The following is a 21,074-nucleotide window of genomic DNA, read 5'->3' on the forward strand; positions in this document are numbered from 1 at the left end:
TGTGAAGGCAGGACGAGAGATTATTGATGGCGAGCGCAGCATTGGTTGAGGTCTTGCCGACGCGTGCCTGTTGTTACGTTTGCCAAGCTGGCTGGTAAATCTCGGGATCAGGTCAACCGCGATATCAAGGCGGGGCGTCTGCTGACGTTGAACATAGTAACGGGGGGCAGCGCATCAGGGGGCTTGTGTTTCAACGCTAGCCGCCACCTTTTCTAGCAGGCGGCTGAACGTTGAGCGCTCTTGTACCGATAAGCCGCCAAAGAGACTAGCGATCCATTGGCTGTGATCATTGAAGACGGCGCCCGCCATCTTCTTACCCCTGTGCGTAAGTCGAATTTTCAGTGCGCGTCGATCGGCAGGGTCAGCATGACGCTCTACGAATCCTTCGCGCTCCAGTCCGTCAAGCAGCCCGGTAACCGTGCCCCGGGTCACCCCGGCTTTCTCCGCAAGCACATTGGGGGCCAGGCCCTCTGCAGCTGAATCGAGGAGAAATAGCAATACGAATCTACCCTCCGACAGACCATGGGGTGCCAGTAGTGCGGCACAATCCCTGTCTATAGCCGCCGCAAGCGAGAGCATCTGGAAACATAGGCCAATGTTCTCCAGGTCTGGCAGCTTGCGTCGGTCGGCTTCATCTAAAAGCGACAGATATTTCTGTTCAAGATTTTTCATGAGGGCATCATATTATCTGCTGCCTTACTACAATTCAAGGCAAGTTCTTTGAGGCGCGCAGCGGGACAATGCAGGGAGGGATGCCTGAGGGCGGCTTGCCGTCTTTACGCATTTCTAGCTGCAGCTGTTTGACGACTTCCGGAGGGATGATCCACAACCCAATATCGAGATAGAACTGGTCAGGATTCGCCAGGCGCAGTTCACCCGTACGCCCCCCCCCCCCCCCTGTCAGCAACAGCAAGCGCAGCCCGAACTGGGTCTGCAACGTTCCTTTGTCGGCACGCAGCTTGCGCAACATTGCTGGCAACTCCTCCATGCGCAGGAATAGATTGTGCGAAACGGGCAGCTTGGGAGCCGCTACAACGTCCAGATCGGAAGCCGGGCGCGAAGAAATCATCCGCTTCAATCTGCCGCGCCTGCTGGATCTGGGTTTATACGACGAGGTGTATTTGCGCACTGAAATCAAGCGTTCGCTCGAACTTGGTTACGCAGCTAGTCATGGCGTGGGCTTGCTGCCTGGCATGGCCGGGATTGCGGTGCCGGTGCTGGACCGGCAAGGCCGCGCGGTGGCAGCCTTGAGCGTTGCCACGCTGGCGGAAAGATTAAACGCCGACCGTTTGCCGACCGTGGTGCAAATACTCGGCGGCTTGCCGATTGAAGCGCCTAAATGATTTCGCTCTTTGTTTTACTCAGCCGAATGACAAACGACCCGGTCGCAGATGCGAACGAGTCGTTAAATAAAGCCTGATGCTTATCCCGGCCTCGGGCAACTCCTACTGCGTCATTCCCGCGAACGCGGGAATCCATTTTAATCACTAACTTTGATCCCCGCGCTCGCGGGGATGACACAGTTTGTAGAGCTAGCCTTATGTGCCGATGTTGTGCGGCGACAGCATTCTGAAGATGCTGTCGAAGACGACGTGTTGACGCCGACAGATAAGCCGATAAAGGAGAAGACTCCCAAGACCCAGTCCTATCTGGAAAGTGGCCCCGGCGAAAGGTGAATCTACTCTTGTATCGGCTCGCTGCTGAACAATGACGGCGCAACGATAGCGAAACTCCGAAAAAAAACCATGCACGCAAATACTCGGCGAGACACATCAGGAGAAAAATCAAGGCAGGATTTTTTACTGAAACGGTAAGGAAGATTTGTTCATCTTCCTTGCCTGGAATTTGGAGCGGGAGAAGAGTCTCGAACTCTCGACCTCAACCTTGGCAAGGTTGCGCTCTACCAACTGAGCTACTCCCGCGTATGGAGTGTTTGCAATCCAGGAGCATCAACATCCCCCCCTGCATCGCTAGAGAAATAATTTCTTATTTCGTAAAACAGGCGAGATTCTAGCACAGGGTTTTGAAATTGCAAACCAAATCCTCTGTAAATTCTGCTTGGGCTGCTGCTTTGCCTGATCAAGCGTCCTTTTGACGGCCTCAAATACAACACGCCGCCGCCATTCCCGGAAAATTTTCCGACGCACTTCATTTCGCTTTAGCAAGCCATCGCATGGGGAACATTACGAAGTAATCGTAGTAATTCTACCCAATGACGCGCGCGCCCGAACAGTCTATTTTTTATTCATACGATTGCGAATTGTGAATCGTGCGACGTTTGCAATAAAAAAATCAGGGGGAATTCGCAATGAATAACATGTACACGTTTCTAAAACGCGTGGCCGCCATTGCGTGGCTGATTATTCTCGCTGTGTGGCTGATTATTGGTTTTGGATTTATATCCAACGCTCACGCCAATCCTCTTTTCGCGAGGCAGACCAGCCTGAAGTGCTCGTCCTGTCACACCATCTATCCCGAACTAACGCCGTTCGGCCGCAAATTCAAGCTGGGCGGATATACCTTAGGCGAACGCGAGAAAATCCCGCTAGCCTTTATGGCGATCGTCTCGCGCAATTCGATCAGAGACAATACGGACAAATCCACCGGCGATAAGCTTTTCGCGAAGAACCGCGAACTGGTGGTCGAGGCCGCCAGCCTGTTTACCGGAGGCAAATTCACCGATTACGCCGGCGGCTTTGTGCAATGGACCTACAACAATCTCAGCACGACGGACAATCAGAGATATGTCGGGCACGGCGCGCTGGACAACACCGATCTGCGCCTGGTGAAAATGACGGGATCGGAAGAAAAACCGACGTTTTTCGGTCTGACTTTGCACAACAACCCTACCGTTCAAGACGTCTGGAATACGACGCCGGCCTGGAGTTTTCCGTACTACAGCCCGACTATCGCAGGCCCGGGCCGCGGCGTGGCAACCTTTCTTGAGTCCGGCGTGCGGGTAGCCGGCATCGGCGCTTACACTTACCTGTTTGATTCGCTCTACGTAGAGGCGACCTCGTATTCGACGGCCAAAGGTCCACTTTCAGCTTTACGCTGGGGCACGCCCGACGTTCAAAGGGTGTCGTTATCAGGCTCTAATCCTTACTGGCGCATCGCTTACACCTTCGGCGGCGACCATCAGAATCTCACCATCGGCAACTTCGGATCGAGAGTCACGATGGCTGCGCCGGATGCAACTCCCCAGGGCAATCGTTTCACCGATCTGGGATTCGACGCTACGTATCAGTTTTTCAGCAAAGATGATCACCATATCATCACAGCGATGGCTTCCACGATCCACGAGAAAGCCGATTGGCGGGCCGGTTTCCCGAACGGGAACAACGACAATCCGACCTCGAACCTGCGTTCGACCCGGGCCAAGCTCAGCTATCTTTATGACCGCACTTACGGCATTACAGGCGCTGTGTTCAAGCTCACCGGCGACGCCGACTTCGCACGTTTCCCTACCAACAATGGCAAACCGGACACCTCCGGCTATATCGTCGAACTGAATTATTGGCCGCACTACATTTTCAATTGGGATCCGCAGGCGAACGTCCGCTTCGGGTTGCAATACACCGGCTATACGAAATTCAATGGCAGCAAAACGAATTACGACAGCACGCTCAGAGACGCCAAGGATAACAACACGCTTTACCTGTACGCCTGGTTTATGTTCTGACGGCTGTCAGGCGATTTCCGGGTGCCGGCGTGAGCGCAAGGAATAGCTGCGGGCGATCAAGGTCGGCATATTTCACTCGGAGGTGAATCGCCATGAATCAAGAAAAAAAAACATCGCGCCGGATTATGCTATTCCGTAGCGGTATCGTACTGGGAGCGATCATTCTTACGCGACTCGCGACGGACACGCCGGCCAAGGCCGGCTCCATGAGCAAAGGCATGCTGCACTACCAGAACAGTCCCAAGGATGGAAAAATGTGCGCCGACTGCGCTGCGTACACTCCGCCGCCCTCGCCTGATGCAGGCACCGGCACTTGTAAAATTGTGGCAGGGCCGGTCAATCCTCAAGGCTGGTGCATGGCATTTTCGCAGCGCTAAAGGGTAGTTCTGCAGATCATTCCAGCGAGATCGCCGTGCCGTCAGGCGGCTTTTTGGAAGACATGTCTGACGACAAAGCCGAGCCGCCGTTCGCGCCGTTGACAGTGCCGTTGACAGCATTAACGCCATGCGACGAATGATTGGCGTGCTCGATCAAGCCCATGTCCAAAGCCATCAGGATCAGTTCTGCCGCATTGCGCAAGCCCAGCTTGTGCATCAGATTGGCGCGATGTTTTTCGACGGTCTTGGCGCTGATATTCAGGAATTCGCCAGTCATGCGATTAGTGCGCCCCTCGGCAACCAGCTTAAGGATGCTGCGCTCACGCGCGGTGAGCTTGTTCCAGGGCGTCACCGCCTTCGGCGTATCGCCGCGATGCAGGAAATCGTTGATCAAGTGCATGGAGACATCGGGGCAGATATATTTCTTGCCGCTGATGACGGTGTGAATCGCAATCACAAACTCATCATATGAAGCATCTTTCAACACATAGCCATCCGCCCCCACCCGCAGCGCTTCTGTCACATATTCGTCGGTCTTGTAGACGGTCAGCACCAGCACCCGGATATCCGGCATGCGCCGCTTGATCTGCGCCGTGGCTTCAATCCCGTTCATGCCGGGCAGCGATAAATCCATGAGGATCATATCCGGATGCAATGACAGCGCTTCGCGAATCGCCTCTTTGCCCTCGCGCGCCTCGCCCACCACCTCATAGCTGGGCAGCGCCGTGATCATTGAGCGCAGCCCGTGCCGGAGCAGATTGTGGTCTTCGACTATCAGAACTCGGTAGGTCATGGCTTTCCTCCGATGGCTACGGGTGGACGTAATGATTGCGATGGAGACTGCGATCTACGGCCGGCTTTTCCAGGCACAGGCGGACTAAACAGGAATCTCCATTGATTGTAGGTCTCAAATCCCTCAAATGCACTATCGGCGCGAGAAAAACCGCTGCGTTTGATAGTGGGTTTTGTCGAACTGCTGACTACGCCGCTGATCTGTTCGCCATTGCGCAGCAATTCAAATGCTTCGCCGGTGACCGGGTCTGCATAGGCGCGCCGCAAATGCCGCACCGGCGTCGGAAAGCGCTGATCTGCAAGTAAATCGTCAATACTCGCCGGCAGCATTTTGCCGGCCCCTGGCGCGGCGTAATAGTAGTGCTGGATCGCCAACCGGTACTGGTCGCCGACGTACAACAGTTCTGCCTCGGTTTCGCGCTGCCGTTCGACCGACCATACTTCGACCGCGCCCATCAGCGCCACGGCCATCAATGCCAGCGTCAACAGCAACGCCAGCAAGACGACGCCGCGCACGCGACGCTTAATTAGCGGTAGTGGTGGTAGCGGTATCATTCTCGCTCCCTTTGGCCTTTGCCGCGCTCCGTACATCATAGACCCCGCCCAGGGCCGGATCAAGGGGAGCGATGGCGATCCAGTTGGGGCTTTCTGTCAGCGGGTCTAGCGGCACGCTGCGCAAATAGCGCTTCTGTACCAATTCGTCGAGTGTTTCCGGATAGCGGCCCTGGTCGCCGAAGAATTTGTCGAGCGCATCGCGCATGGTTGCCAGGTTTTGCTGCTGCACCTTGACCTTGCCGCCGTCGAGCGCGACAAAATAGCGCGGCGCCGCGAGCGTCAGCAGCAGGCCGATCACGGCCATGACGATCACCATTTCGATCAGCGTGAAGCCATGCCGGCGGCCGCCGGTTTTTTGGCCGTGGCGCTTGCTGCGCGAGAGTGGAAACAGTGGCAACGGTCGTAACATGATTACCACTCCTTGTAGGCGATGCCATTCAAGCCCTTGCCCGCCGAGAGCGAGGCGACGTCATACACATCGTTGCCTGGCATCGGGTCATCGGCCGGGCTGGCGTAGCTGCGCAAAGCCCAGGTCTGTGCTGCCGGCTGAGCCGGATCGGGGTAGAACGGGTCGCGCGGAACACGGCGCAGGAAGACCAGGCGGGAATGATTGATATCCCTGGCGTCTTCGACACCGTCGACCAACACTTCCAGCGAGGGCGGGTAGCCGGAATCACCGGCCTCTCTTGCAATCTGGCCGGTATCGGCGGCTGTTTTGTAGTTGTCCAGCGCTACGCGGATCTGGCGCAAGGCCAGTTTCAGCTCGGTTTCCTTCAGACGGGTTGCCGAAATTTCATAGAGCGGCAGAGCGACCATCGCCACCAGGCCTACCAAGGCCAGTGTGATGACCAGCTCTATGAGCGTAAATCCGCGCGGTTTCATGGCTCGATCTTCAGCTGCAGCGGTTGTGGCCGCGAGATATTGCGCAAGGCGCCGCCGCCGCTGATGCCAAGCTGCGCCAGCTGCATTTCCACCAGTGTCTGCTTGCTCGATACCTTGGCCGCAAATGTCAGATTCATCAGCGCCCCCGAGCCGGCAAAGAATTTACCGGCGTCGGCGTCGAGCGTCATGTTGACGCGGCCGGCGGCGTCGTTGACGACCGGATCGATATTACTGACGCCGACCCGGCTGCTGACTGCTCCCGGGCTGGCGCCGACGAAGGACAGCACGCGCGGGTCGTAGAGGATGTAGAACGGCAGCGAGTGAATGCCATTGAAGCTTGAAGCGTTAAGCGTGACCTTGAATTGATCCCCTGCCTTGACACTGTCAGGCTTGCCCCAGGTGATCTGCGGCCTGCCGGTGGCGCCTGCCTCGGTGCTTGCGCTAGGCGCCGGACTTGCAGCTGGGCTTGCCGATTGTGCGCTCCTGTCCGCTGCGCTTACAGCCAGCGCCGGGATGGCAGCGGCTGCCACCACCGGCGCCACGCTTGCGGGCGTAGCGGCGATGGCGGCCGCCGGCACTTCTGCGGCTGCCGTGGCTGCTGTGGCCGCTGGCGTAGCGGCGGCCAAGGCCTTATCGGCTGGCACAGCCGCTGCTTCATCCATCGGCGGCGGCTTGACAGATTCCGGCGCAGGTGCAGGCACCGGCGTAGATGGCGCAGGCGGCGCAGGCGGCGTAGGCAGCGCTGGCGGTGGCGCAGATGGGTAGGCGCCATCGGACGGGGCCGGATTGACGACAGTCTCGACTCCCTGCGGCTGCGTCGCCGACGGTGTCGGCGCGCTAGGCACCACACCGTTCAGGATGGCTGGGGTAACCGGAGGAACAGATGGCGCGGCTACGGCAGCCGGAGGCGGCTCTGGCGTGATTGCAGCTGCCGGAGCCGGAGCCGGTGCAGCGTCGGCATGCGGCATGCTGCTTACCCCGCCGCTGGTGCCGGACACGCTAGAGATCGGATCGAGGCGGAACTGGCCTGAGTGAATCGTGGTTTCGGTGCCGGACCAGACGTCGCGCATGGTGTCTTCGGCAATTCCTTGGGCACGCACGATGCGAGGAGTGATCGATAGCACGATCTCGGTCTTGGTATGGTCGCCATTATGTTCGGAGAACAAGCGCCCGAGAATCGGCAGCTGGCCGAGGCCAGGCACTTTGGCGGCGGCGTTACGGTCGGAATCGCTGATCAGGCCGCCCAGCACCTGGGTTTCACCGTCGCGCAAACGCAAACTGGTCGATGCGCTGCGAGTGCCGATCTGATAGGCCAGCGAACCGGACGGCCCGGAGATTTCCTTGACGATATTGCTGACCTCCAGGTTCAGCTTGATGCCGACCTCGCCTTCCGGATAAACATGCGGCTCAGCTTCGAGCTTGATGCCGACGTCGATATACTGGATCGAACCGGTGACCACCGAACTGCCGGTCTGCACCGGTGTCACGGTATTGGTGATGATAGGTACTTTGTCGCCGATCAGGATCTTCGCCTTTTCGTGATCGCGCACGCGGATGCGCGGGCTGGCCAGCAGATTGGCGTCGGTATCCTGCAGCTTGAAGCCCAAGCCCAGCGAGAACGGCGTGACCTGCAGCTGGCTGCGCGTCAAATCGCCGAGAGCACCCAGCGTCAGAGCGCCGGAGGCCCCGGTCGGGGTCGATATGGTGGCGCTGTTGGGCCAGGTGATGCCGAGGTCGGTCAGGCGATCGCGGGAAATTTCCAGCACCTCTACTTCCAGCATCACTTCGGCATCCGCCAGATCGTGCGCGGCGACCACCTTTGCGGCGACATCCAGCGCTTCCGGCGTATCCCGCAAGACCAGCGTATTGGTGCGTTCATCGACCAGCGCATCCTTGATCTTGAGCACTGACTTGAGCACTGTCAGAATATATTTCGCATCGCCGTTCGAAATGTGGAAAGTGCGCACTTTCAACTCTTGATATTCTTTTTGCTTGGCCGCCGTGGCCGGATAAATGAACATCGTGTTGACGTTGAGTACCTTCTTCTCCAGCTGGTTCTGCAACAGGATCAGATTGACGGTGTCTTCGACCGAGCCTTCATGCACAAAAATGGTGGTCTTCAGATCGGGACGCACGTCGCGATCGAAAATCACGTTGAGACCGGTGGTGCGCGACAGCGCCTCGAACACCATGCGCAGATTGGCGTCGCGGAACTGCAGCGTGACCGGTTTCTTCATTACCGATTGAGAAGCGGTCAACGCCTCTTTGCTGCGATGCTGGCTGCCGATCTCGTCATTGATCTTGCGTAATAACTGCTGGGCGTAGGGATTGGCCGGATTTTCCAGCACCACCACCGCAGTGCGTTCGCGCGCCATATCCAGTTTGCCGGCGGCAGCCAGCTTTTCGGCCTCGGCCAGTATGTCCCGATGACGCACGTCCATGTCTATGTCAGACACGCCGCGCCGCGCACGCTCATTTGAACTGTCCAGCTGCAGCGCCTCCAGATAGGCGTCGCGCGCTCCCTTGGTATCGCCGGCCGCGCGCAGATCGTCGCCGTGCCGTATCAATTTCTTGGTTTCTTCGTCGAGGCGGTTGATGTAATCAAGCTTGTACACCAGATTGCCCGGGTCCAGCCGCATGGCTTCGCGCAGGCTGGCAAGCCCTGCCGCGGCATGGCCTTCTTTAATCTGACGCTGGCCGTCGGAGTGCAGGCTCTGCGCCGCGCAACCGCCCAGCGCCAGCACCACCAGCAGCAACGCGAGCGAACGCCCCCAGCTTTTTGACACGGTTTGGATAAGGCACATTACAGCCCCCCAGAAATCAAAATGGATTGCCGCTGGTTGAGCGGAAGATAGGTCAGGACAATTTCCTTGGCGCTGACGGCATCGATACGATAGCTGCCTTCAACGGTGTCTCCCGCCTTCACCAGCAGCAGCTGGTCGTCCTTTGCCAGAAAGGCGGTCGGCTTGGCTTGATCCTGCAACAGTCCGACAAAGTTGAAAGGCATCGGCGGTGCGGTCGGCGGTGGCGGCGGCGGTGGCGGCAATTCCTTGGGCGGCGGCGGCGGCGGCGGCGTCCAGCTATTGGCGGCGAATAGATTGTTGGCGCCGGCCTGCTCCAGGCTGGCGCGTGCCGGCGGCGCTATGGTTTTTGGCAGAACTGCCGCAGCAGCAGCGGCGGCCGGCTTGTTGTTTTCCGCGTGACGATTGCTTGCAGGATTGCTTGCAGTCCGCGTCACAGGTTCAATCAGCTTGGATTCGGCAGAGCCGCCGGAAAGCACCATGACGCCGTAGGAAACCAGCGCAGCGGCCACCAGCACCAGTCCTATTTGCCGCCGTGAGAATCGCTCGCGCATGTCAGGCTCCGCGGTAGACAAAAGTAAAATGGATGCGCGCATCCTGGATCGTGCTGTTCACCGCGGCGCGTTCGATATGCAGTTCGGCCAGCGAGGCGTTGGGTAGCGCATTCAGCACGCCGGCAATAAAGCTGCGCAAGGTGTCGTAGCTGGCTTTCACCGGCAACACCACCTCATAGCTCACGAAAGCCGCGCCCTGCGCATCGGCAATGTGATATTCGCCCTTGCTCAGATCGAGCTTGGCCAGTTGCGCCTGCTCCACCAGCCGTCGCAGATCGCTGGCGTTGCGGTCGATGGTTGGAAACCAGGCGGTAAAACGCAGCAGCTGCTCGCTGGTTTTCGGCTGGACCCGATGTTCCAGCCTGGCCCGGTTCAAATCGACCAGCGCAACTCTGGTCTGCAACTTGATCTCGCCGGCATTTTTTTCCCAGCGCGGCGCCACAGCGCAGACCAGCAGCAAAGTGAGGCCGAGCATTAAGCCGCCCACCGCACCCGGCCAGCCGACACGGCGCGCAAGCGCGTAACGCAGCATCAGCGCGATTGAGCTTATGCGGTTCATTGCTCCTCCCAATGCGCCTGGATTTGAAACCGTACCGGCGCGCCTGGCTGCGTCTGTATCTGATGCGAAGTCAAGATGACCCGCTGCAGGCCGGGCTGCCCCTGCAGATAGGAGAGATAGTCGAGCATGGTGGCAAGGTCTTTCGCCTCGCCGACCAGATGCAATTGCCGGCGCGATGCGATCGGCTCTACCGACAGCAAGGCTACATGCTCCATCGGCGCCGATTCGAGTACCTTCAGCAGGCGCTCCCAAGGGGTGTTCAACTGGCTCGCGATCTGTGCCGCGTTCTTGAAGTTCTGCAATTCGGCAGGCGTGACTCTGGCGCCGACCTGCTCTGCGTTTCTTGCCGACTGCAGGCGCGAGATCAAGGCGTCATACACGGTTTGTGCGGCCTTGCGAGTGCTGTAGGCGGACGACAATTGCACAGCCGCATAGATGCACGCCACAGCCCCCGCCAGCAGAAGTACGACCCCGAACGCTGGCAGTTTGCGGCGCTGGCTGGCAAAATCGAATTCGAGTTTTTGAAGAGCGGCCATGGCGTTCGGCTCCTATGCAAAATCCGAGGCAAAATCGGGAGTTGCGGGTTTTGCGGACACTGCCGCCGCATCGGGTGTCATTTCCGGCTGCAACTGCGCCGATACACGCTGCCAGCGGCTGCGTGCTGCGCTCGGCATGTCGTCTATGTCGGCGTCGAAATATATCGGCAAGCTGGCGTGATCCGGCACGCACAGGCGGCGGCAAAACGCCTCGCAACACTCGTTCAAGGTGGCCCAGTCTTTTCTTGACAGGCGTTCGGCGGCAAGCGCCTGCCATTTTCCATCGTGCAGCCAGCCGAGCATTAAAGCGCTGCCGCGCAAACGCGCCAGCAGCGCGTTATTGCTCTTGTTGTGTGCAAAGCAGCCGTTCCAGAATGCGGCGAAGCCCGGTTCCAGCCGGTTCAGGCGGCAGCCGGCATCGTCGCTGGCCAGCCTGATCGCATCCACCAGGGCCGACGGCATGCCGCAAACGACTGCGCTCAGTCCGTCCAGCTGGACCGAACAGCGCATCAGCAGCGAACTGGCGTCGAGACCCAAGGTATCCGCCAGCCCAAGCGCAGCCAGACGATTCAGCTCGACCGGCGGCAAGCGGCGCGCATCGACCTTCAGCACATCGTAGTGCACCAGGGTATCGGCCACTTCAACATTCAGCTTGCACGATCCGTACGCCGAGCGCCCCGCCCCGCTGTTCAGTTGCGGCAGGATGTCGCGCAGCGTCTTGCCGATGCCGTCGTAGGCGCCAAGGCCGCCCAGGCCGCCTTCCGGCCTGGCGACCGGCACGACGATTTCGTTCTGCGGCGGGCCAGCCTCTGGCATCAGCGCCGTCACCTGATGCGGTTCGATCATCATTTGTACCGGTTTATTCCACAGGCGTAACACGATTGATCTCCTCAAGAGTGGTCATGCCTGCCGCCACCAAGGCAACCGCGGCTTCGCGCAGCGTTTTCAAGCCGTTCAGCCGGGCTGCATGCTTGATCTTGGAAATGGCGGCGCGCTCCACCATCAGATCGCGCAAAATATCGTTCAGCGACAGCGTCTCTGCGATCGCACGGCGGCCTTTGAAGCCGCTGCCGCGGCAATGCGCGCACCCTACTCCGTGCTTGAAATTGAAGCTGGACAAGGCCAGCGATGAAGTACCCAGGCCGGAGCGCAGCATCAGTTCCTTGTCGGGGTGATCCTCGGTCACGCACATCGGGCAGTTGATGCGCACCAGCCGTTGCGCCAGGATGCCGTTGAGAGCGGAGACGAAGCTGTAGGAATCGACCCCCATGTTGGTGAAGCGGCCGATAACGTCGAACACATTGTTGGCGTGCACGGTGGTAAACACCTGATGACCGGTAAGCGCCGCCTGCACCGCGATCTGGGCAGTTTCCGGATCGCGTATTTCACCCACCATGATTTTGTCCGGATCGTGGCGCAGTATCGACCGCAGTCCGCGCGCAAAGGTCAATCCCTTTTTTTCGTTGACCGGGATTTGCAGCACGCCGGACAATTGATATTCGACCGGGTCCTCGATCGTCACGATCTTGTCGAGGCCGGTATTGATTTCCGAAATTGCCGCGTAGATGGTGGTGGTCTTGCCGCTGCCGGTAGGCCCGGTGACCAGCAGCAAACCGTAAGGAAGTTGCGACAGCCGGCGCACGAATTCCTTGGCCGGCTCGGCGAATCCCAGGGTTTCCAGGCTCAAGGTTTGCAGCTCGCCCGACAAATGATAGCGGTCGAGCACCCGCAATACCGCATCCTCGCCGAACAGATTGGGCATGATCGAGACCCGCAGATCGATTTCACGGCCTTCGGTCATCACCTTGAAGCGGCCGTCCTGAGGAATCCGGCGTTCCGCAATATCGAGCTCGGAAATCACTTTGATGCGCGACAAGACCTGGCTTGCCAGCTCGCTGCCATCCAGGCGTTTGATCATGCTCAGTACGCCATCCAGCCGATATTTGATGTTCAGGCCCTGCGGCTGGGTTTCGAGATGGATATCGCTGGCGCCGGCGCGCAGTGCGTCGTAGATGGTCGAGTTGACCAGACGCACGATGGTGCTCTCGGTACTGCTGATGTCTTCAATCGAGATGGACAATGCGCTGCGGTCGATGGTGTTGACGGTATCGGCAATGCCGACCGAATCCATGGCCCGCACCGATTTCTCGATGACCGCCAGATAGGAGCGTACATCGCCGACAGTGGCCACGCCCCAGTTGACCGGCTGCTCGGCACGGCTGCGCAAACGGGCGTTGATCCAGCTGCGGGTCCGCAGATCCAGAGGATCCGCCGTCACCAGCAGCAGCTCGCCCGCCGGTTCGACGAACGCCAGGCACAGCCGTTTGCCAGCCTCGATAAACGACAGCAGTTCAAAGTCCGGCTTGAATTGCCGCATCATGGCCATGGTCACCGGCCGCATCCTGAAGTAGGCGGCGGCGGCCTGCAGATAAGCGGTGGCGTCGTCGCCGAAGCCCTGCGCTATCTGTTCGATGGTCTGCAGAGTAGAGCCGGCCTGCTCCTGCAGCTCGCGGATGGCTTCCGCATCCAGAGCACTGCCGGCCCCATTGGCCCCATTGGCCCCATTGGTTCCATTGGCCGAATTGAAAGCGGGAATATAGATATTGTCCATGGCGTCACTGGATACTGGATGCGAGGTCGAAAATCGGCAAATACATGAGCACCACGATGGCGCCGATAATGAGGCCGATGCACAGCATCAAGACCGGCTCGAACAAGCGTGTCGCGACGTCGATGGCGCGGCTCAGGGTTGCCTCCTGAAAAGCGGCGATGCGCGCCAGGATCTCGGCCAGCTTGCCGGTGCGCTGCGCCACCATCAGCATGCGCAAGGCGACCGGATCGGCCAGGCCGACATGCTGCAACGCCGGGCCGATGGCGGCGCCCTCCCGGATCGACGCCACCGCGCGCACCAGCTTGCGGCTGTCTTCCGGCGTTAGCAGCGAGCCGCACATATCGAAAGCGCGGACCGCAGGAATGCCGCCTTCGATCAGCATGCCGCTGGTGCGATAAAACTGTGCATGGCGGAAAATCCGGATCAGCGGCCCGACGATAGGCAGGCGCTGCAGCACCGGCAGGTTCCAGCCGGCACGCGAAGCATGGCGGATCGCCCAGACCAGCGACAGGAAAGCGCCGATAAACAGGGCCGCGACCAATTGCGGGTGAGCGTGGATGGTTTTACCGAGCTGGATCAGAACCTGCGATGCAAACGGAATCTCGCCCCGGGTAGATTCAATCAAGGTGGAGAACTTCGGCACCACTACCGCCAGCAGGAACAACACCACCAGCGAACCCACCCCCAGCAGCATCAATGGGTAAACCGCCGCCCCCAAAGCCTTGGAGCGGATGGTGCGCAGGGTTTCGAAATTGGCGGAATAACGGCGCAGCGCAGCCGCCATGTCGCCGGTCTGTTCACTGGCGGAGACGCTGGCGACCAGCAGTTGCGGAAAGACATCGGGCCGCTCGCTCATCACCGCCGAGAAGTTGCGGCCCTCCTTGAGCGCTTGCACCATTTTTTCGAACATGCGCCGGGTTTCGGCAAGGCGTTCTTTTTCGGCCAGGGTTTCGAGAGCGTCGATGATGCCCAGCCCGGCGTCCAGCAGCGCCGCCAGCTCATGTGCGAACAGTGCAATGTCGAGGCGCGTGCGCGCTACCCTGATCCCGCGCCGGCCGCCCCAGGCGAAGCTGCTGCGGTGCGGTGCGCAGGACAAGACACGCAAGCCCTCCCGTTCAGCCAGCCGGGTCGCCGCCGCGGCGTCGATGGCAGCAATCCGCAACGACCGCATCACCCCCGCCTGTGCTTTGGCGACGATATCGAATTCGACGATGCGGGTGAGATGCGGACTGCCCATGGCGGCCACCTAATTAGACATCCAGTTGCCGACGTCAGCGTTCTCGCCGGTACCGCCAGGCTGGCCATCTGCACCCAGTGTGCTCAGGTCCAGTTCGCCATGATCGCCAGGCGATTTGTAGATATAAGGACGGCCCCAGGGATCTGCCGGCACCGCCTTCTTCAGATACGGCCCCTGCCATTTTTCTTCGTTATTCGGCTTTACGAAAAGGCTATCGAGACCCTCCTCGGTAGTAGGGTAGTGCCCCACGTCGAGCCGGTATTGATCGAGCGCCTTCTCCAGCGAGACAATCTGAGCGCGCGCGATTTTGGTATTGGATTTGCCGATCTGGTCGAAATAACGCGGAGCGACCATACCGGCAAGAAGGCCGATGATGACAATGACGACGAGCAGTTCAAGCAGCGTAAAACCTGCGCGCCGTTGGTTAGGGGCCGGCGCAGGATGCTCCAAACTGGCGGCAGCGAGACGCGTCATTATTATTCTCCCTAGGCCGGCGTGTGGTATTTTTTTCGACGGTTCTTCTGTGCTTGGATTTCTAGAAGACCCTGCGAGACCGACCCCTATGCTCTTCAGAATACTACCGCCTGTCTTAAAAGCTACTGGGTATATTCCCTCCATTTGGGGGGGTGTATGGGTAGTTATCCTCAGCCTTCTAAATAGACCTGCTTTCCGCAATGAAGCACGCCAGCGCAAAGCCCCGAAAAAGCATCACCCATACCCGCCGCCTGGTTTGAAATAGTAGGAAATCCCAGTAGAGCGAGAACAGCTCCGCAGTCGAAAAATATTCTCTTCGAGCAATCGATAACGACACCACGGCAATCACCGTTGAAGTTGTTTTTGAAGTTGCAGTTGCAGTTGACGTGAATTCCGCATTGGGACGTTGCCAAATGTGGTGCGTGTCAGTCGGGAATTGTGGGAAGACATGTCTGAGCGCAGCGAGTTGGTCTTCCCACCCGACTGGCACGCGCCACATTTGGGGACCTGACCGAAGGGAAGGCAACGGCTTTGCGGTCGCCTTTTCTTTGCTTACTTTCTTTTGGCGAAGCAAAAGAAAGTAAGTAGCTGCCGGGCTACCCCCGGCATGTATCCACGGAGTAGAAAACGTTTCAAGTAACGACGACCGATCGTTCTTTGAGTGCAAAGGCATGTACTCCGTGGCCCGTTAATTGGGGTCAGAGTAATTTTCGCGAAACCCGCGCGAAAAAAAACTCTGACCCCAATTAACTATTGCTGGAGCTGCCGGCTCACTTCGACGCCACCAATTCATGGTAAGCCCCCAACAACTCCGCCACAGTAGCAAAACCATCGATCCGCAACCAAGGCCTGCCAGGCGCAGCCCGCAACAGCATCACCGGATTATGCTTCATCTTGTCGCCCCGATAGACATCGAAAGCCCGCTGCGTAGCAACACTCGCCGCCACCGTCCCCGTGTAATGCTGCCACTCCGGCCCCGCCCCGTATTTCTTCGCATACTCCGTCAAACGCGCCGGCGTATCCTGCTCCGGATCGATCGAAATCGACATCATGTGCACCTTGTCCCGCTCGCTGCCAAGATCGCTCTGCAACTGCGACAGCGTCTGGCTGATCATCGGACAGATCGAGGTGCAAGTGGTGTAGATGAAAGTCAGGATCACCGGCCGGCCGTCGTTCAGCTCATTGATAAGCGACACCGCTTTGCCATCCTCCCTCACCAGCGAAACCGCCGGCGGCGTGTAATCCACCGTCGAACGCATGATCTCCGACATCATGTGATGGTGGTGAGCATGCGGATCCGGTGTGCTCACAGCGGACACGCTAGCGGCAAAGGCCAGCGGCGCAATCGCCCCAATGGCTGTCAGCGCCAGGGTAGCGGCCAAGGATTTGATGACTGTTTTCATGGCAATTGCTCCTAAAATTGGACTAATCTCACATCACCTCGCCGCTACGGCACAACCCAGTCGCTGTCAGCCACCAGCCGCACGCCGTGCGCGTCGGCAAACCGGACGATATAGCCGCCCTTGGAGGCAAAGCGCTGACCCGACGCCAGCGTCAGGCGCGGATAGTAGCCGGTGAGGATGCGGCGTTCCAGCATGTCCTCGATGCGCTCGACCAGATAGTCGCCGACAAACGTATCGACCATGTGGCTGAGCGTCTCCGCCAGCAGCCCGCAGGCAAGATAGGTGTCAGCCTGAACCTGCTCCGCCACCACAGGAATATGCCGGATCGAGAACCAGCCGAACGCATAGTCGACCCGGTAGCGGCGGCGCTCCGGCAGATCAACCGGATAGGCCAGACGTGTGCTGTAGCGCCAGCTCGACGGCAACGGCGCCTGCTCAAGACCGCCCATCAGCCCCGACATGAAGACGGTAGTCGACGCTGCCGGCGCGGGGATAGTTTCGAGCGCGGCGATATCGGCCGGGCGCAGCCACAGCACCAGCGTATTGGTGCGCGCCCCTCCCTTGAGCGCCTTGGCGATACTCTCGCCGGATTCGAGAACCCGGCTCGACACCGCAATCCCACGATGTTTGAGCGCCACGGCGAGCGCCTGGGCGCCCGCCTCGCCGCTGTCGCCGGCGCGATAGATCTGGCGCACGCTCTTCACCCCCTTAGCACTATCTGCATCGAGAATATTTTTTGCGATCAGTTCTGCTTCCAGCAATACGCCCTTGGACAGATACAGCGAATAGAAATCGCTGTCACCGCCTACCGGCGTCTCGACGTTGGGAAACAGGCAGGGTACCGCCTCATGCTCACAGAAGGCATGAACCGGCGCCCAGTTCTTGCCGCCCAGCCCCGACACCACCGCAAACACCGGCTCCGCGGCCAGATGCTGTTTCAGTTGCTCTTCCCAGCCTGCCGCCGGGCCGGTCAGTTCCCAGACGTGCAACTGCCAGCGGCGATTCACCATGAACATCATTCTGCGCGAGGTGCGCAAGGGTGGCGTGGCGCCAAGCGGGAAGGCGTTCTTGTCGGTGAAGTATTGTTCCAGCACAGCGAGCATGCCGCGCCGTTTCACCGGATCTGCATCCGGCGTAATGATGGTGGCAAAGTGCAGTACCGTATCCGTGACCCCGCGCGGCCGGCGCTGATCGAGACGCTTCAGATAAGCGATCAGCGCCGCCATGTCGGCGTCGTTCAGCGCGAACTGCGGCATCAGGTAACTGAGCGGCTTGCCTTCCGAGTTGATGCCGGCGCGGATCGCCCTGGCGATGGTCTCATCGGTGTACGGCTCGCGATCGGCGCGTATGCCGTCGACGTAGGGCAGGTCGAGATCCGCCATGTCTTTGGCGCGCGGATGGAACAGATAACGACCGGTGATGGGCGGGATGATGTCGCGGCCGGCTTTGGCGCCAAGGCCGCTGGGCCGATGACAATTGATGCAGGCCGCAGCGGCGCCCTGCAGCCGCACCCCGGCCTCGCGGGTGGCCTCAAGCGGCTGACCCGAGCCCTGTATGCCGTGCCGGAAGATCGCTTCGCCGGCGTCTGCCGGCGCGCCGCCGCTGGCCTCGCTGGCCGGCGCCAGTGCGAGCGGCGCGGCGCACAGGGCGCCGGCATGAAACACCAACGCCAACACCAACGCAAAAAAAGGCACAAGCGCGAGCGATGCGGGCCGCCACACTTGTGCCAAAACAACCCCTCGAAAAAATATTCTTATCCTTGCAAAACCGCTTTCTCTGCCGAGCATCGGCCGAGCCGGCCAGATCGGCTCAGCGCTCAGCCTCGACAGTTGCGCGGCCATGGCTAACGGGCCGGCCGGCCGGTTTCCCGGACTGCCTGCTCGGTGTCGGCGCCTATCGAAACCGCATTGGTACGCCCCTGCGTGCCGGGCTTGCCGAAGCGCCAGTCTTCCAATGGCGGATTGAGAGCGATCTTTTCAATCACCAGCTTATTCTTGCGTTGGGCCGTGCCTACGCCGGTTTCAATCGTGGCCGGAATCTGCAAACCTTCGACCTTCTGGTAGTTGCGGTAAAACACCGATACCGTCGCTGAATGGCCGAGCGCGGTGTGGGTCTCGCGGTCGTATTTGAGGTCCAGAAAAGTCTCGGCGTCGACCCACACGTGATGACTGACGCCGGACGGCAATCTGACGCTCAGCCGATAGGCCTTATGCCCCTCCACTTCATCCAGCCCGTCCAAGGCCACGGCAATCCCCTTGGCCTGATAGTCGATGAGCGGCCCATCGATGACCTGTTCCTCATGCGCAAACTTCAGCTCATCCGCTGTATAGGGTTGCAGATCCGGCTTGCCGTTGCGGCTCGGACGCAGTTTCCAGCCATTGGCGCCGTCATACACGCGCACTGCCACCTGATTGAGCGCCGTGATTTCAAAGCGCGTCTTGTTTGGACGTTTCAGTTCAAGCACAAACGGCAGAGTCGGCAGCACCACATTCGCGCTCTCGACGTGTCCGACCCAGATCATGGTCTGGATCTTGCGCCAGGCGTCCGCCCCGCCCCTCGCGGCAACGTTTTTCTCGACGATCTGGGCCGCGCTCAAACCAGGCTCGCTGCTTGGCCCCGCCGCCGGCTCCTCGGCACAGGCGAGCGTTGAAACACAAGCGAAAATACAAGTGGAAAGCACCCACCGTACGATCCGGTTTGAAGGCAGGTTCATGGTCGGCCATCCCTTATTGGCTGGATACCTTGGCTACCGCCAGCTGCGGTTTGGCAAACATGGCGTCAGTCGTGGGTGGATTCAGCGTTACGTGCTGAATGCTGATCTTGTGGCTGGCTTTGGCGCCGGCCACGACCGTCTCCAGGAGGTACGGCACGGTCAAGCCGTTTTCGGTCTTGTAGTCGCGGTAGTAAATGGCGACGTTGTGCATCCTGCCGTCAAGTTTGCGCGGTTCGCCTTCGATTTTGAGTTCCAGGAAACTCTTGGCGTCGATCCACAAGTGCCGCTCGACGTGGTCTTTTGTCGTCAGCTTCAGTTTGTAGGCGCTGTGCCCCTCCACCTGTTCCATGCCTTGCAATTCAACCGTCGAGCCCTTGGCGGCGTAATCAATCAGCGCCCCGTCCAGCTCGGTCGAGGCAGCGGCCGACTTGGCTTCGGCAGGGGTGTAAGGCTCGACTTCGTCGCGGCCCAGGTAGGGCCGCACCTTCCAGCCTTGCACGCCATCGTAGACCTGCACTGCCGTTTGCTCCTGGAAGCGCAGTTCGAAGCGGCTCTTGTGCGGCCGCTTCATGGTCATCACGAACGGCAACGACACCTCCTGCTTGCCGCCGACATCGATTTTCCCCGACATGCTCATGCTGCCGACTGCGCGCCAGGCTTGCAGCCCGCCGCGCGCCGCCACATTCTTGTCGACGATCTGCGCTGCGCTCAAGCGGCTTGCCGGCGCGCTGACGGCTGCTACAGCTTTTTTAGCTGCAGGCTTAGCGGCTGCGGGTTTGGCGGCTGCGGTGGCTGCAACTGTCATGGCGGGCGTGGCCGCAAGTGACGCCAGGCCAAAAGCCAGCAAGAGAAATCGTTTCATGAGTGCATCCTCCTTAACTTATTTATCTCGGCTTACTTATTTATCTCGACTCATCCATCACAAATCGCTCGCAGCTGATCATTCAACCAGCAGCCCGTCAAAATGAAAGGAACCGATCACCACATTGACACGGTCCCCCGCTTTAATCAGATTGCCCTTGTTGGAAAACACCATCCAATACTCCTGCCCGATTTCCGGCGTACCGGTCTGCCGCAGCTGGCCGATTTTGTCCATGACCGGGATTTGCAGCAAGGCATGGCTCTTTTGCCCGAGCAGGTAAGGCGTCGCAATCTTTTCGCTCAATGCCTTGGCTCTGACCGGGTCGATAACCCGGTAGCTGAAGCGAATCAGGTTGCCCGATGCGGTGCGGCGCACGATCAGATTGTCGACACCGCCGTAAGCCTGGTAGAAAGTCTTGGCGTGCCTCGGTATCTTCACCGGCTGATAGGGAGAAGACTTGCCGGCCGCCGGCCGCGCAGCGCCAGGAACAGCCGCCGGAGTCTGCTGTGACTGGGCGGATCGCGCCGAGGCCGCAGCGGCCCACAGGCTGCACGCCAGCAGCGTCGCGATGGCCGCCATCGTCGCTGATCTCACTGTCTCTGCGGACATGTTCATGTTTTTCCCTGTTGACCACGTTGGCCACGTTGGCGACGTTGGCCCCTCTTGCGCTAGTTATTTGCCGCGAGGGCGTCGGCGCACGCCGCTACCACCTCATCCTTGGTTGCCTTCCTTAGTTGCTCGGAGATAGCCTCATAGGCCTGCCGATACGCCTCAGTCCTGCGTGCAGCTTCAATGTCTGCATCAGGCATATCGGAAATCAAGGGCGTCAGCAATTCCTTGTACTTGGCGCTGTCGGTCGGATTGACTTGGCCGCATCGGGCAACGATGGCTTCCATTTCGCCGAGTGCTGCTTCATCCACCGGTGGTTCGGCCGTGACCGCCAGCGGCAAAGCAACTGCTGCGCACCAAGGAACGAGCAGATAGAGTTTCATGCTATTTCTCCTTCAAACACGTTGCCGTCGATGACAGCCGGGTG

At 59.5% G+C, this 21,074-nt stretch carries 21 protein-coding genes, 1 tRNA gene and 2 pseudogenes; 3 read left to right on the forward strand and 21 right to left on the reverse strand.

Annotated features, from left to right (window positions below; all coding sequences use genetic code 11):
- Positions 1 to 174: 174 nt before the first annotated feature.
- Positions 175 to 672 carry a MarR family winged helix-turn-helix transcriptional regulator gene (locus KHU33_RS11140; RefSeq protein ID WP_211462923.1) on the reverse strand — a complete coding sequence of 166 codons (498 nt, stop codon included), beginning with the start codon at positions 670 to 672 and terminating at the stop codon, positions 175 to 177.
- A 58-nt stretch (positions 673 to 730) separates the two neighbouring features.
- Positions 731 to 1,066 (reverse strand): annotated as a pseudogene (locus KHU33_RS11145) (tyrosine-type recombinase/integrase); the annotation flags it as partial.
- On the opposite strand from KHU33_RS11145, the pseudogene KHU33_RS11150 reads away from it, so the two are divergent.
- Positions 1,047 to 1,313, forward strand: a pseudogene (locus KHU33_RS11150) (IclR family transcriptional regulator domain-containing protein); the annotation flags it as partial. The pseudogenes KHU33_RS11145 and KHU33_RS11150 overlap by 20 nt on opposite strands.
- 533 nt (positions 1,314 to 1,846) lie before the next feature.
- On the opposite strand, the gene KHU33_RS11155 reads toward KHU33_RS11150, so the two are convergent.
- Positions 1,847 to 1,922: transfer RNA gene (locus KHU33_RS11155), tRNA-Gly, on the reverse strand.
- Positions 1,923 to 2,308: 386 nt separating this feature from the next.
- Between KHU33_RS11155 and KHU33_RS11160 the strand changes: the two genes are divergently transcribed.
- The gene (locus KHU33_RS11160) at positions 2,309 to 3,682 is read left to right on the forward strand and encodes a cytochrome C (RefSeq protein WP_211462925.1); all 1,374 of its coding nucleotides are present in this window, start codon (positions 2,309 to 2,311) and stop codon (positions 3,680 to 3,682) included.
- A 92-nt stretch (positions 3,683 to 3,774) separates the two neighbouring features.
- On the forward strand, positions 3,775 to 4,059 hold the full coding sequence (locus tag KHU33_RS11165) for a high-potential iron-sulfur protein (protein WP_211462926.1): 285 nt from the start codon (positions 3,775 to 3,777) through the stop codon (positions 4,057 to 4,059).
- Positions 4,060 to 4,075: 16 nt separating this feature from the next.
- On the opposite strand, the gene KHU33_RS11170 is transcribed toward KHU33_RS11165, so the two are convergent.
- The 18 genes from KHU33_RS11170 to KHU33_RS11255 all read right to left on the reverse strand — a co-directional run bounded on the left by KHU33_RS11170 (position 4,076) and on the right by KHU33_RS11255 (position 21,030).
- A complete protein-coding gene (locus KHU33_RS11170) occupies positions 4,076 to 4,852 on the reverse strand; it encodes a response regulator (protein ID WP_211462927.1) in 777 nt (258 codons plus the stop codon).
- Positions 4,849 to 5,406: a type II secretion system protein gene (locus KHU33_RS11175; RefSeq protein ID WP_211462928.1), complete on the reverse strand. Its 558-nt coding sequence runs from the start codon at positions 5,404 to 5,406 to the stop codon at positions 4,849 to 4,851. The genes KHU33_RS11170 and KHU33_RS11175 overlap by 4 nt, the downstream gene beginning before the upstream one ends.
- A complete protein-coding gene (locus tag KHU33_RS11180) occupies positions 5,375 to 5,815 on the reverse strand; it encodes a type II secretion system protein (RefSeq protein WP_211462929.1) in 441 nt (146 codons plus the stop codon). The genes KHU33_RS11175 and KHU33_RS11180 overlap by 32 nt, the downstream gene beginning before the upstream one ends.
- A gap of 2 nt (positions 5,816 to 5,817) precedes the next feature.
- Entirely contained in the window at positions 5,818 to 6,288 is a 471-nt protein-coding gene (locus KHU33_RS11185) for a type II secretion system protein (protein ID WP_211462930.1), read from the reverse strand.
- Positions 6,285 to 9,074, reverse strand: a complete 2,790-nt coding sequence (locus KHU33_RS26780) for a cohesin domain-containing protein (protein WP_211462931.1) — start codon at positions 9,072 to 9,074, stop codon at positions 6,285 to 6,287. Before KHU33_RS26780 ends, KHU33_RS11185 begins: the two co-directional genes overlap by 4 nt.
- A 17-nt stretch (positions 9,075 to 9,091) precedes the next feature.
- On the reverse strand, positions 9,092 to 9,643 hold the full coding sequence (locus KHU33_RS11195; protein WP_211462932.1) for a hypothetical protein: 552 nt from the start codon (positions 9,641 to 9,643) through the stop codon (positions 9,092 to 9,094).
- A gap of 1 nt (position 9,644) precedes the next feature.
- Positions 9,645 to 10,202, reverse strand: coding sequence for a hypothetical protein (locus tag KHU33_RS11200; RefSeq protein WP_211462933.1), 558 nt, complete (start codon positions 10,200 to 10,202; stop codon positions 9,645 to 9,647).
- The gene (locus KHU33_RS11205; RefSeq protein WP_211462934.1) at positions 10,199 to 10,738 is read right to left on the reverse strand and encodes a hypothetical protein; all 540 of its coding nucleotides are present in this window, start codon (positions 10,736 to 10,738) and stop codon (positions 10,199 to 10,201) included. Before KHU33_RS11205 ends, KHU33_RS11200 begins: the two co-directional genes overlap by 4 nt.
- A gap of 12 nt (positions 10,739 to 10,750) precedes the next feature.
- Positions 10,751 to 11,617, reverse strand: a complete 867-nt coding sequence (locus tag KHU33_RS11210; protein ID WP_211462935.1) for a hypothetical protein — start codon at positions 11,615 to 11,617, stop codon at positions 10,751 to 10,753.
- Positions 11,598 to 13,349: a GspE/PulE family protein gene (locus tag KHU33_RS11215; RefSeq protein ID WP_211462936.1), complete on the reverse strand. Its 1,752-nt coding sequence runs from the start codon at positions 13,347 to 13,349 to the stop codon at positions 11,598 to 11,600. The genes KHU33_RS11210 and KHU33_RS11215 overlap by 20 nt, the downstream gene beginning before the upstream one ends.
- A gap of 4 nt (positions 13,350 to 13,353) precedes the next feature.
- Complete coding sequence (locus tag KHU33_RS11220; RefSeq protein WP_211462937.1) at positions 13,354 to 14,586, reverse strand: type II secretion system F family protein; 1,233 nt, start codon at positions 14,584 to 14,586, stop codon at positions 13,354 to 13,356.
- A gap of 9 nt (positions 14,587 to 14,595) precedes the next feature.
- Positions 14,596 to 15,060 (reverse strand): type II secretion system major pseudopilin GspG, encoded by a 465-nt coding sequence (gspG, locus tag KHU33_RS11225; protein WP_211462938.1) that lies wholly within the window; start codon positions 15,058 to 15,060, stop codon positions 14,596 to 14,598.
- Positions 15,061 to 15,830: 770 nt separating this feature from the next.
- On the reverse strand, positions 15,831 to 16,463 hold the full coding sequence (locus KHU33_RS11230; protein WP_211462939.1) for an SCO family protein: 633 nt from the start codon (positions 16,461 to 16,463) through the stop codon (positions 15,831 to 15,833).
- A gap of 44 nt (positions 16,464 to 16,507) precedes the next feature.
- Positions 16,508 to 18,109 (reverse strand): c-type cytochrome, encoded by a 1,602-nt coding sequence (locus KHU33_RS11235; RefSeq protein WP_407928270.1) that lies wholly within the window; start codon positions 18,107 to 18,109, stop codon positions 16,508 to 16,510.
- A 197-nt stretch (positions 18,110 to 18,306) separates the two neighbouring features.
- The gene (locus KHU33_RS11240) at positions 18,307 to 19,176 is read right to left on the reverse strand and encodes a LolA-like protein (RefSeq protein ID WP_211462941.1); all 870 of its coding nucleotides are present in this window, start codon (positions 19,174 to 19,176) and stop codon (positions 18,307 to 18,309) included.
- Between the two features lie 13 nt (positions 19,177 to 19,189).
- Positions 19,190 to 20,038: a LolA-like protein gene (locus KHU33_RS11245; protein WP_211462942.1), complete on the reverse strand. Its 849-nt coding sequence runs from the start codon at positions 20,036 to 20,038 to the stop codon at positions 19,190 to 19,192.
- 78 nt (positions 20,039 to 20,116) lie between these two features.
- Complete coding sequence (locus KHU33_RS11250) at positions 20,117 to 20,647, reverse strand: hypothetical protein (RefSeq protein WP_407928271.1); 531 nt, start codon at positions 20,645 to 20,647, stop codon at positions 20,117 to 20,119.
- A 59-nt stretch (positions 20,648 to 20,706) separates the two neighbouring features.
- Positions 20,707 to 21,030 (reverse strand): hypothetical protein, encoded by a 324-nt coding sequence (locus tag KHU33_RS11255; RefSeq protein ID WP_211462944.1) that lies wholly within the window; start codon positions 21,028 to 21,030, stop codon positions 20,707 to 20,709.
- Between the last annotated feature and the right edge of the window lie 44 nt (positions 21,031 to 21,074).

The sequence above is a fragment of the Collimonas silvisoli genome (assembly GCF_018305005.1).
In the GTDB taxonomy this organism is placed as follows: domain Bacteria; phylum Pseudomonadota; class Gammaproteobacteria; order Burkholderiales; family Burkholderiaceae_D; genus Collimonas; species Collimonas silvisoli.

Bases quoted from the DNA above. Each gene is read 5' to 3' on its own strand.
- KHU33_RS11205 (WP_211462934.1), bottom strand. From the start codon at position 10,738: ATGGCCGCTCTTCAAAAACTCGAATTCGATTTTGCCAGCCAGCGCCGC.
- KHU33_RS11170 (WP_211462927.1), bottom strand. From the start codon at position 4,852: ATGACCTACCGAGTTCTGATAGTCGAAGACCACAATCTGCTCCGGCAC.
- KHU33_RS11215 (WP_211462936.1), bottom strand. From the start codon at position 13,349: ATGGACAATATCTATATTCCCGCTTTCAATTCGGCCAATGGAACCAAT.
- KHU33_RS11250 (WP_407928271.1), bottom strand. From the start codon at position 20,647: ATGTCCGCAGAGACAGTGAGATCAGCGACGATGGCGGCCATCGCGACG.
- KHU33_RS11175 (WP_211462928.1), bottom strand. From the start codon at position 5,406: ATGATACCGCTACCACCACTACCGCTAATTAAGCGTCGCGTGCGCGGC.
- KHU33_RS11245 (WP_211462942.1), bottom strand. From the start codon at position 20,038: ATGAAACGATTTCTCTTGCTGGCTTTTGGCCTGGCGTCACTTGCGGCC.
- KHU33_RS11140 (WP_211462923.1), bottom strand. From the start codon at position 672: ATGAAAAATCTTGAACAGAAATATCTGTCGCTTTTAGATGAAGCCGAC.
- KHU33_RS11200 (WP_211462933.1), bottom strand. From the start codon at position 10,202: ATGAACCGCATAAGCTCAATCGCGCTGATGCTGCGTTACGCGCTTGCG.
- KHU33_RS11180 (WP_211462929.1), bottom strand. From the start codon at position 5,815: ATGTTACGACCGTTGCCACTGTTTCCACTCTCGCGCAGCAAGCGCCAC.
- KHU33_RS11220 (WP_211462937.1), bottom strand. From the start codon at position 14,586: ATGGGCAGTCCGCATCTCACCCGCATCGTCGAATTCGATATCGTCGCC.
- gspG (WP_211462938.1), bottom strand. From the start codon at position 15,060: ATGACGCGTCTCGCTGCCGCCAGTTTGGAGCATCCTGCGCCGGCCCCT.
- KHU33_RS11195 (WP_211462932.1), bottom strand. From the start codon at position 9,643: ATGCGCGAGCGATTCTCACGGCGGCAAATAGGACTGGTGCTGGTGGCC.
- KHU33_RS11255 (WP_211462944.1), bottom strand. From the start codon at position 21,030: ATGAAACTCTATCTGCTCGTTCCTTGGTGCGCAGCAGTTGCTTTGCCG.
- KHU33_RS11165 (WP_211462926.1), top strand. From the start codon at position 3,775: ATGAATCAAGAAAAAAAAACATCGCGCCGGATTATGCTATTCCGTAGC.
- KHU33_RS11240 (WP_211462941.1), bottom strand. From the start codon at position 19,176: ATGAACCTGCCTTCAAACCGGATCGTACGGTGGGTGCTTTCCACTTGT.
- KHU33_RS11185 (WP_211462930.1), bottom strand. From the start codon at position 6,288: ATGAAACCGCGCGGATTTACGCTCATAGAGCTGGTCATCACACTGGCC.
- KHU33_RS11230 (WP_211462939.1), bottom strand. From the start codon at position 16,463: ATGAAAACAGTCATCAAATCCTTGGCCGCTACCCTGGCGCTGACAGCC.
- KHU33_RS11160 (WP_211462925.1), top strand. From the start codon at position 2,309: ATGAATAACATGTACACGTTTCTAAAACGCGTGGCCGCCATTGCGTGG.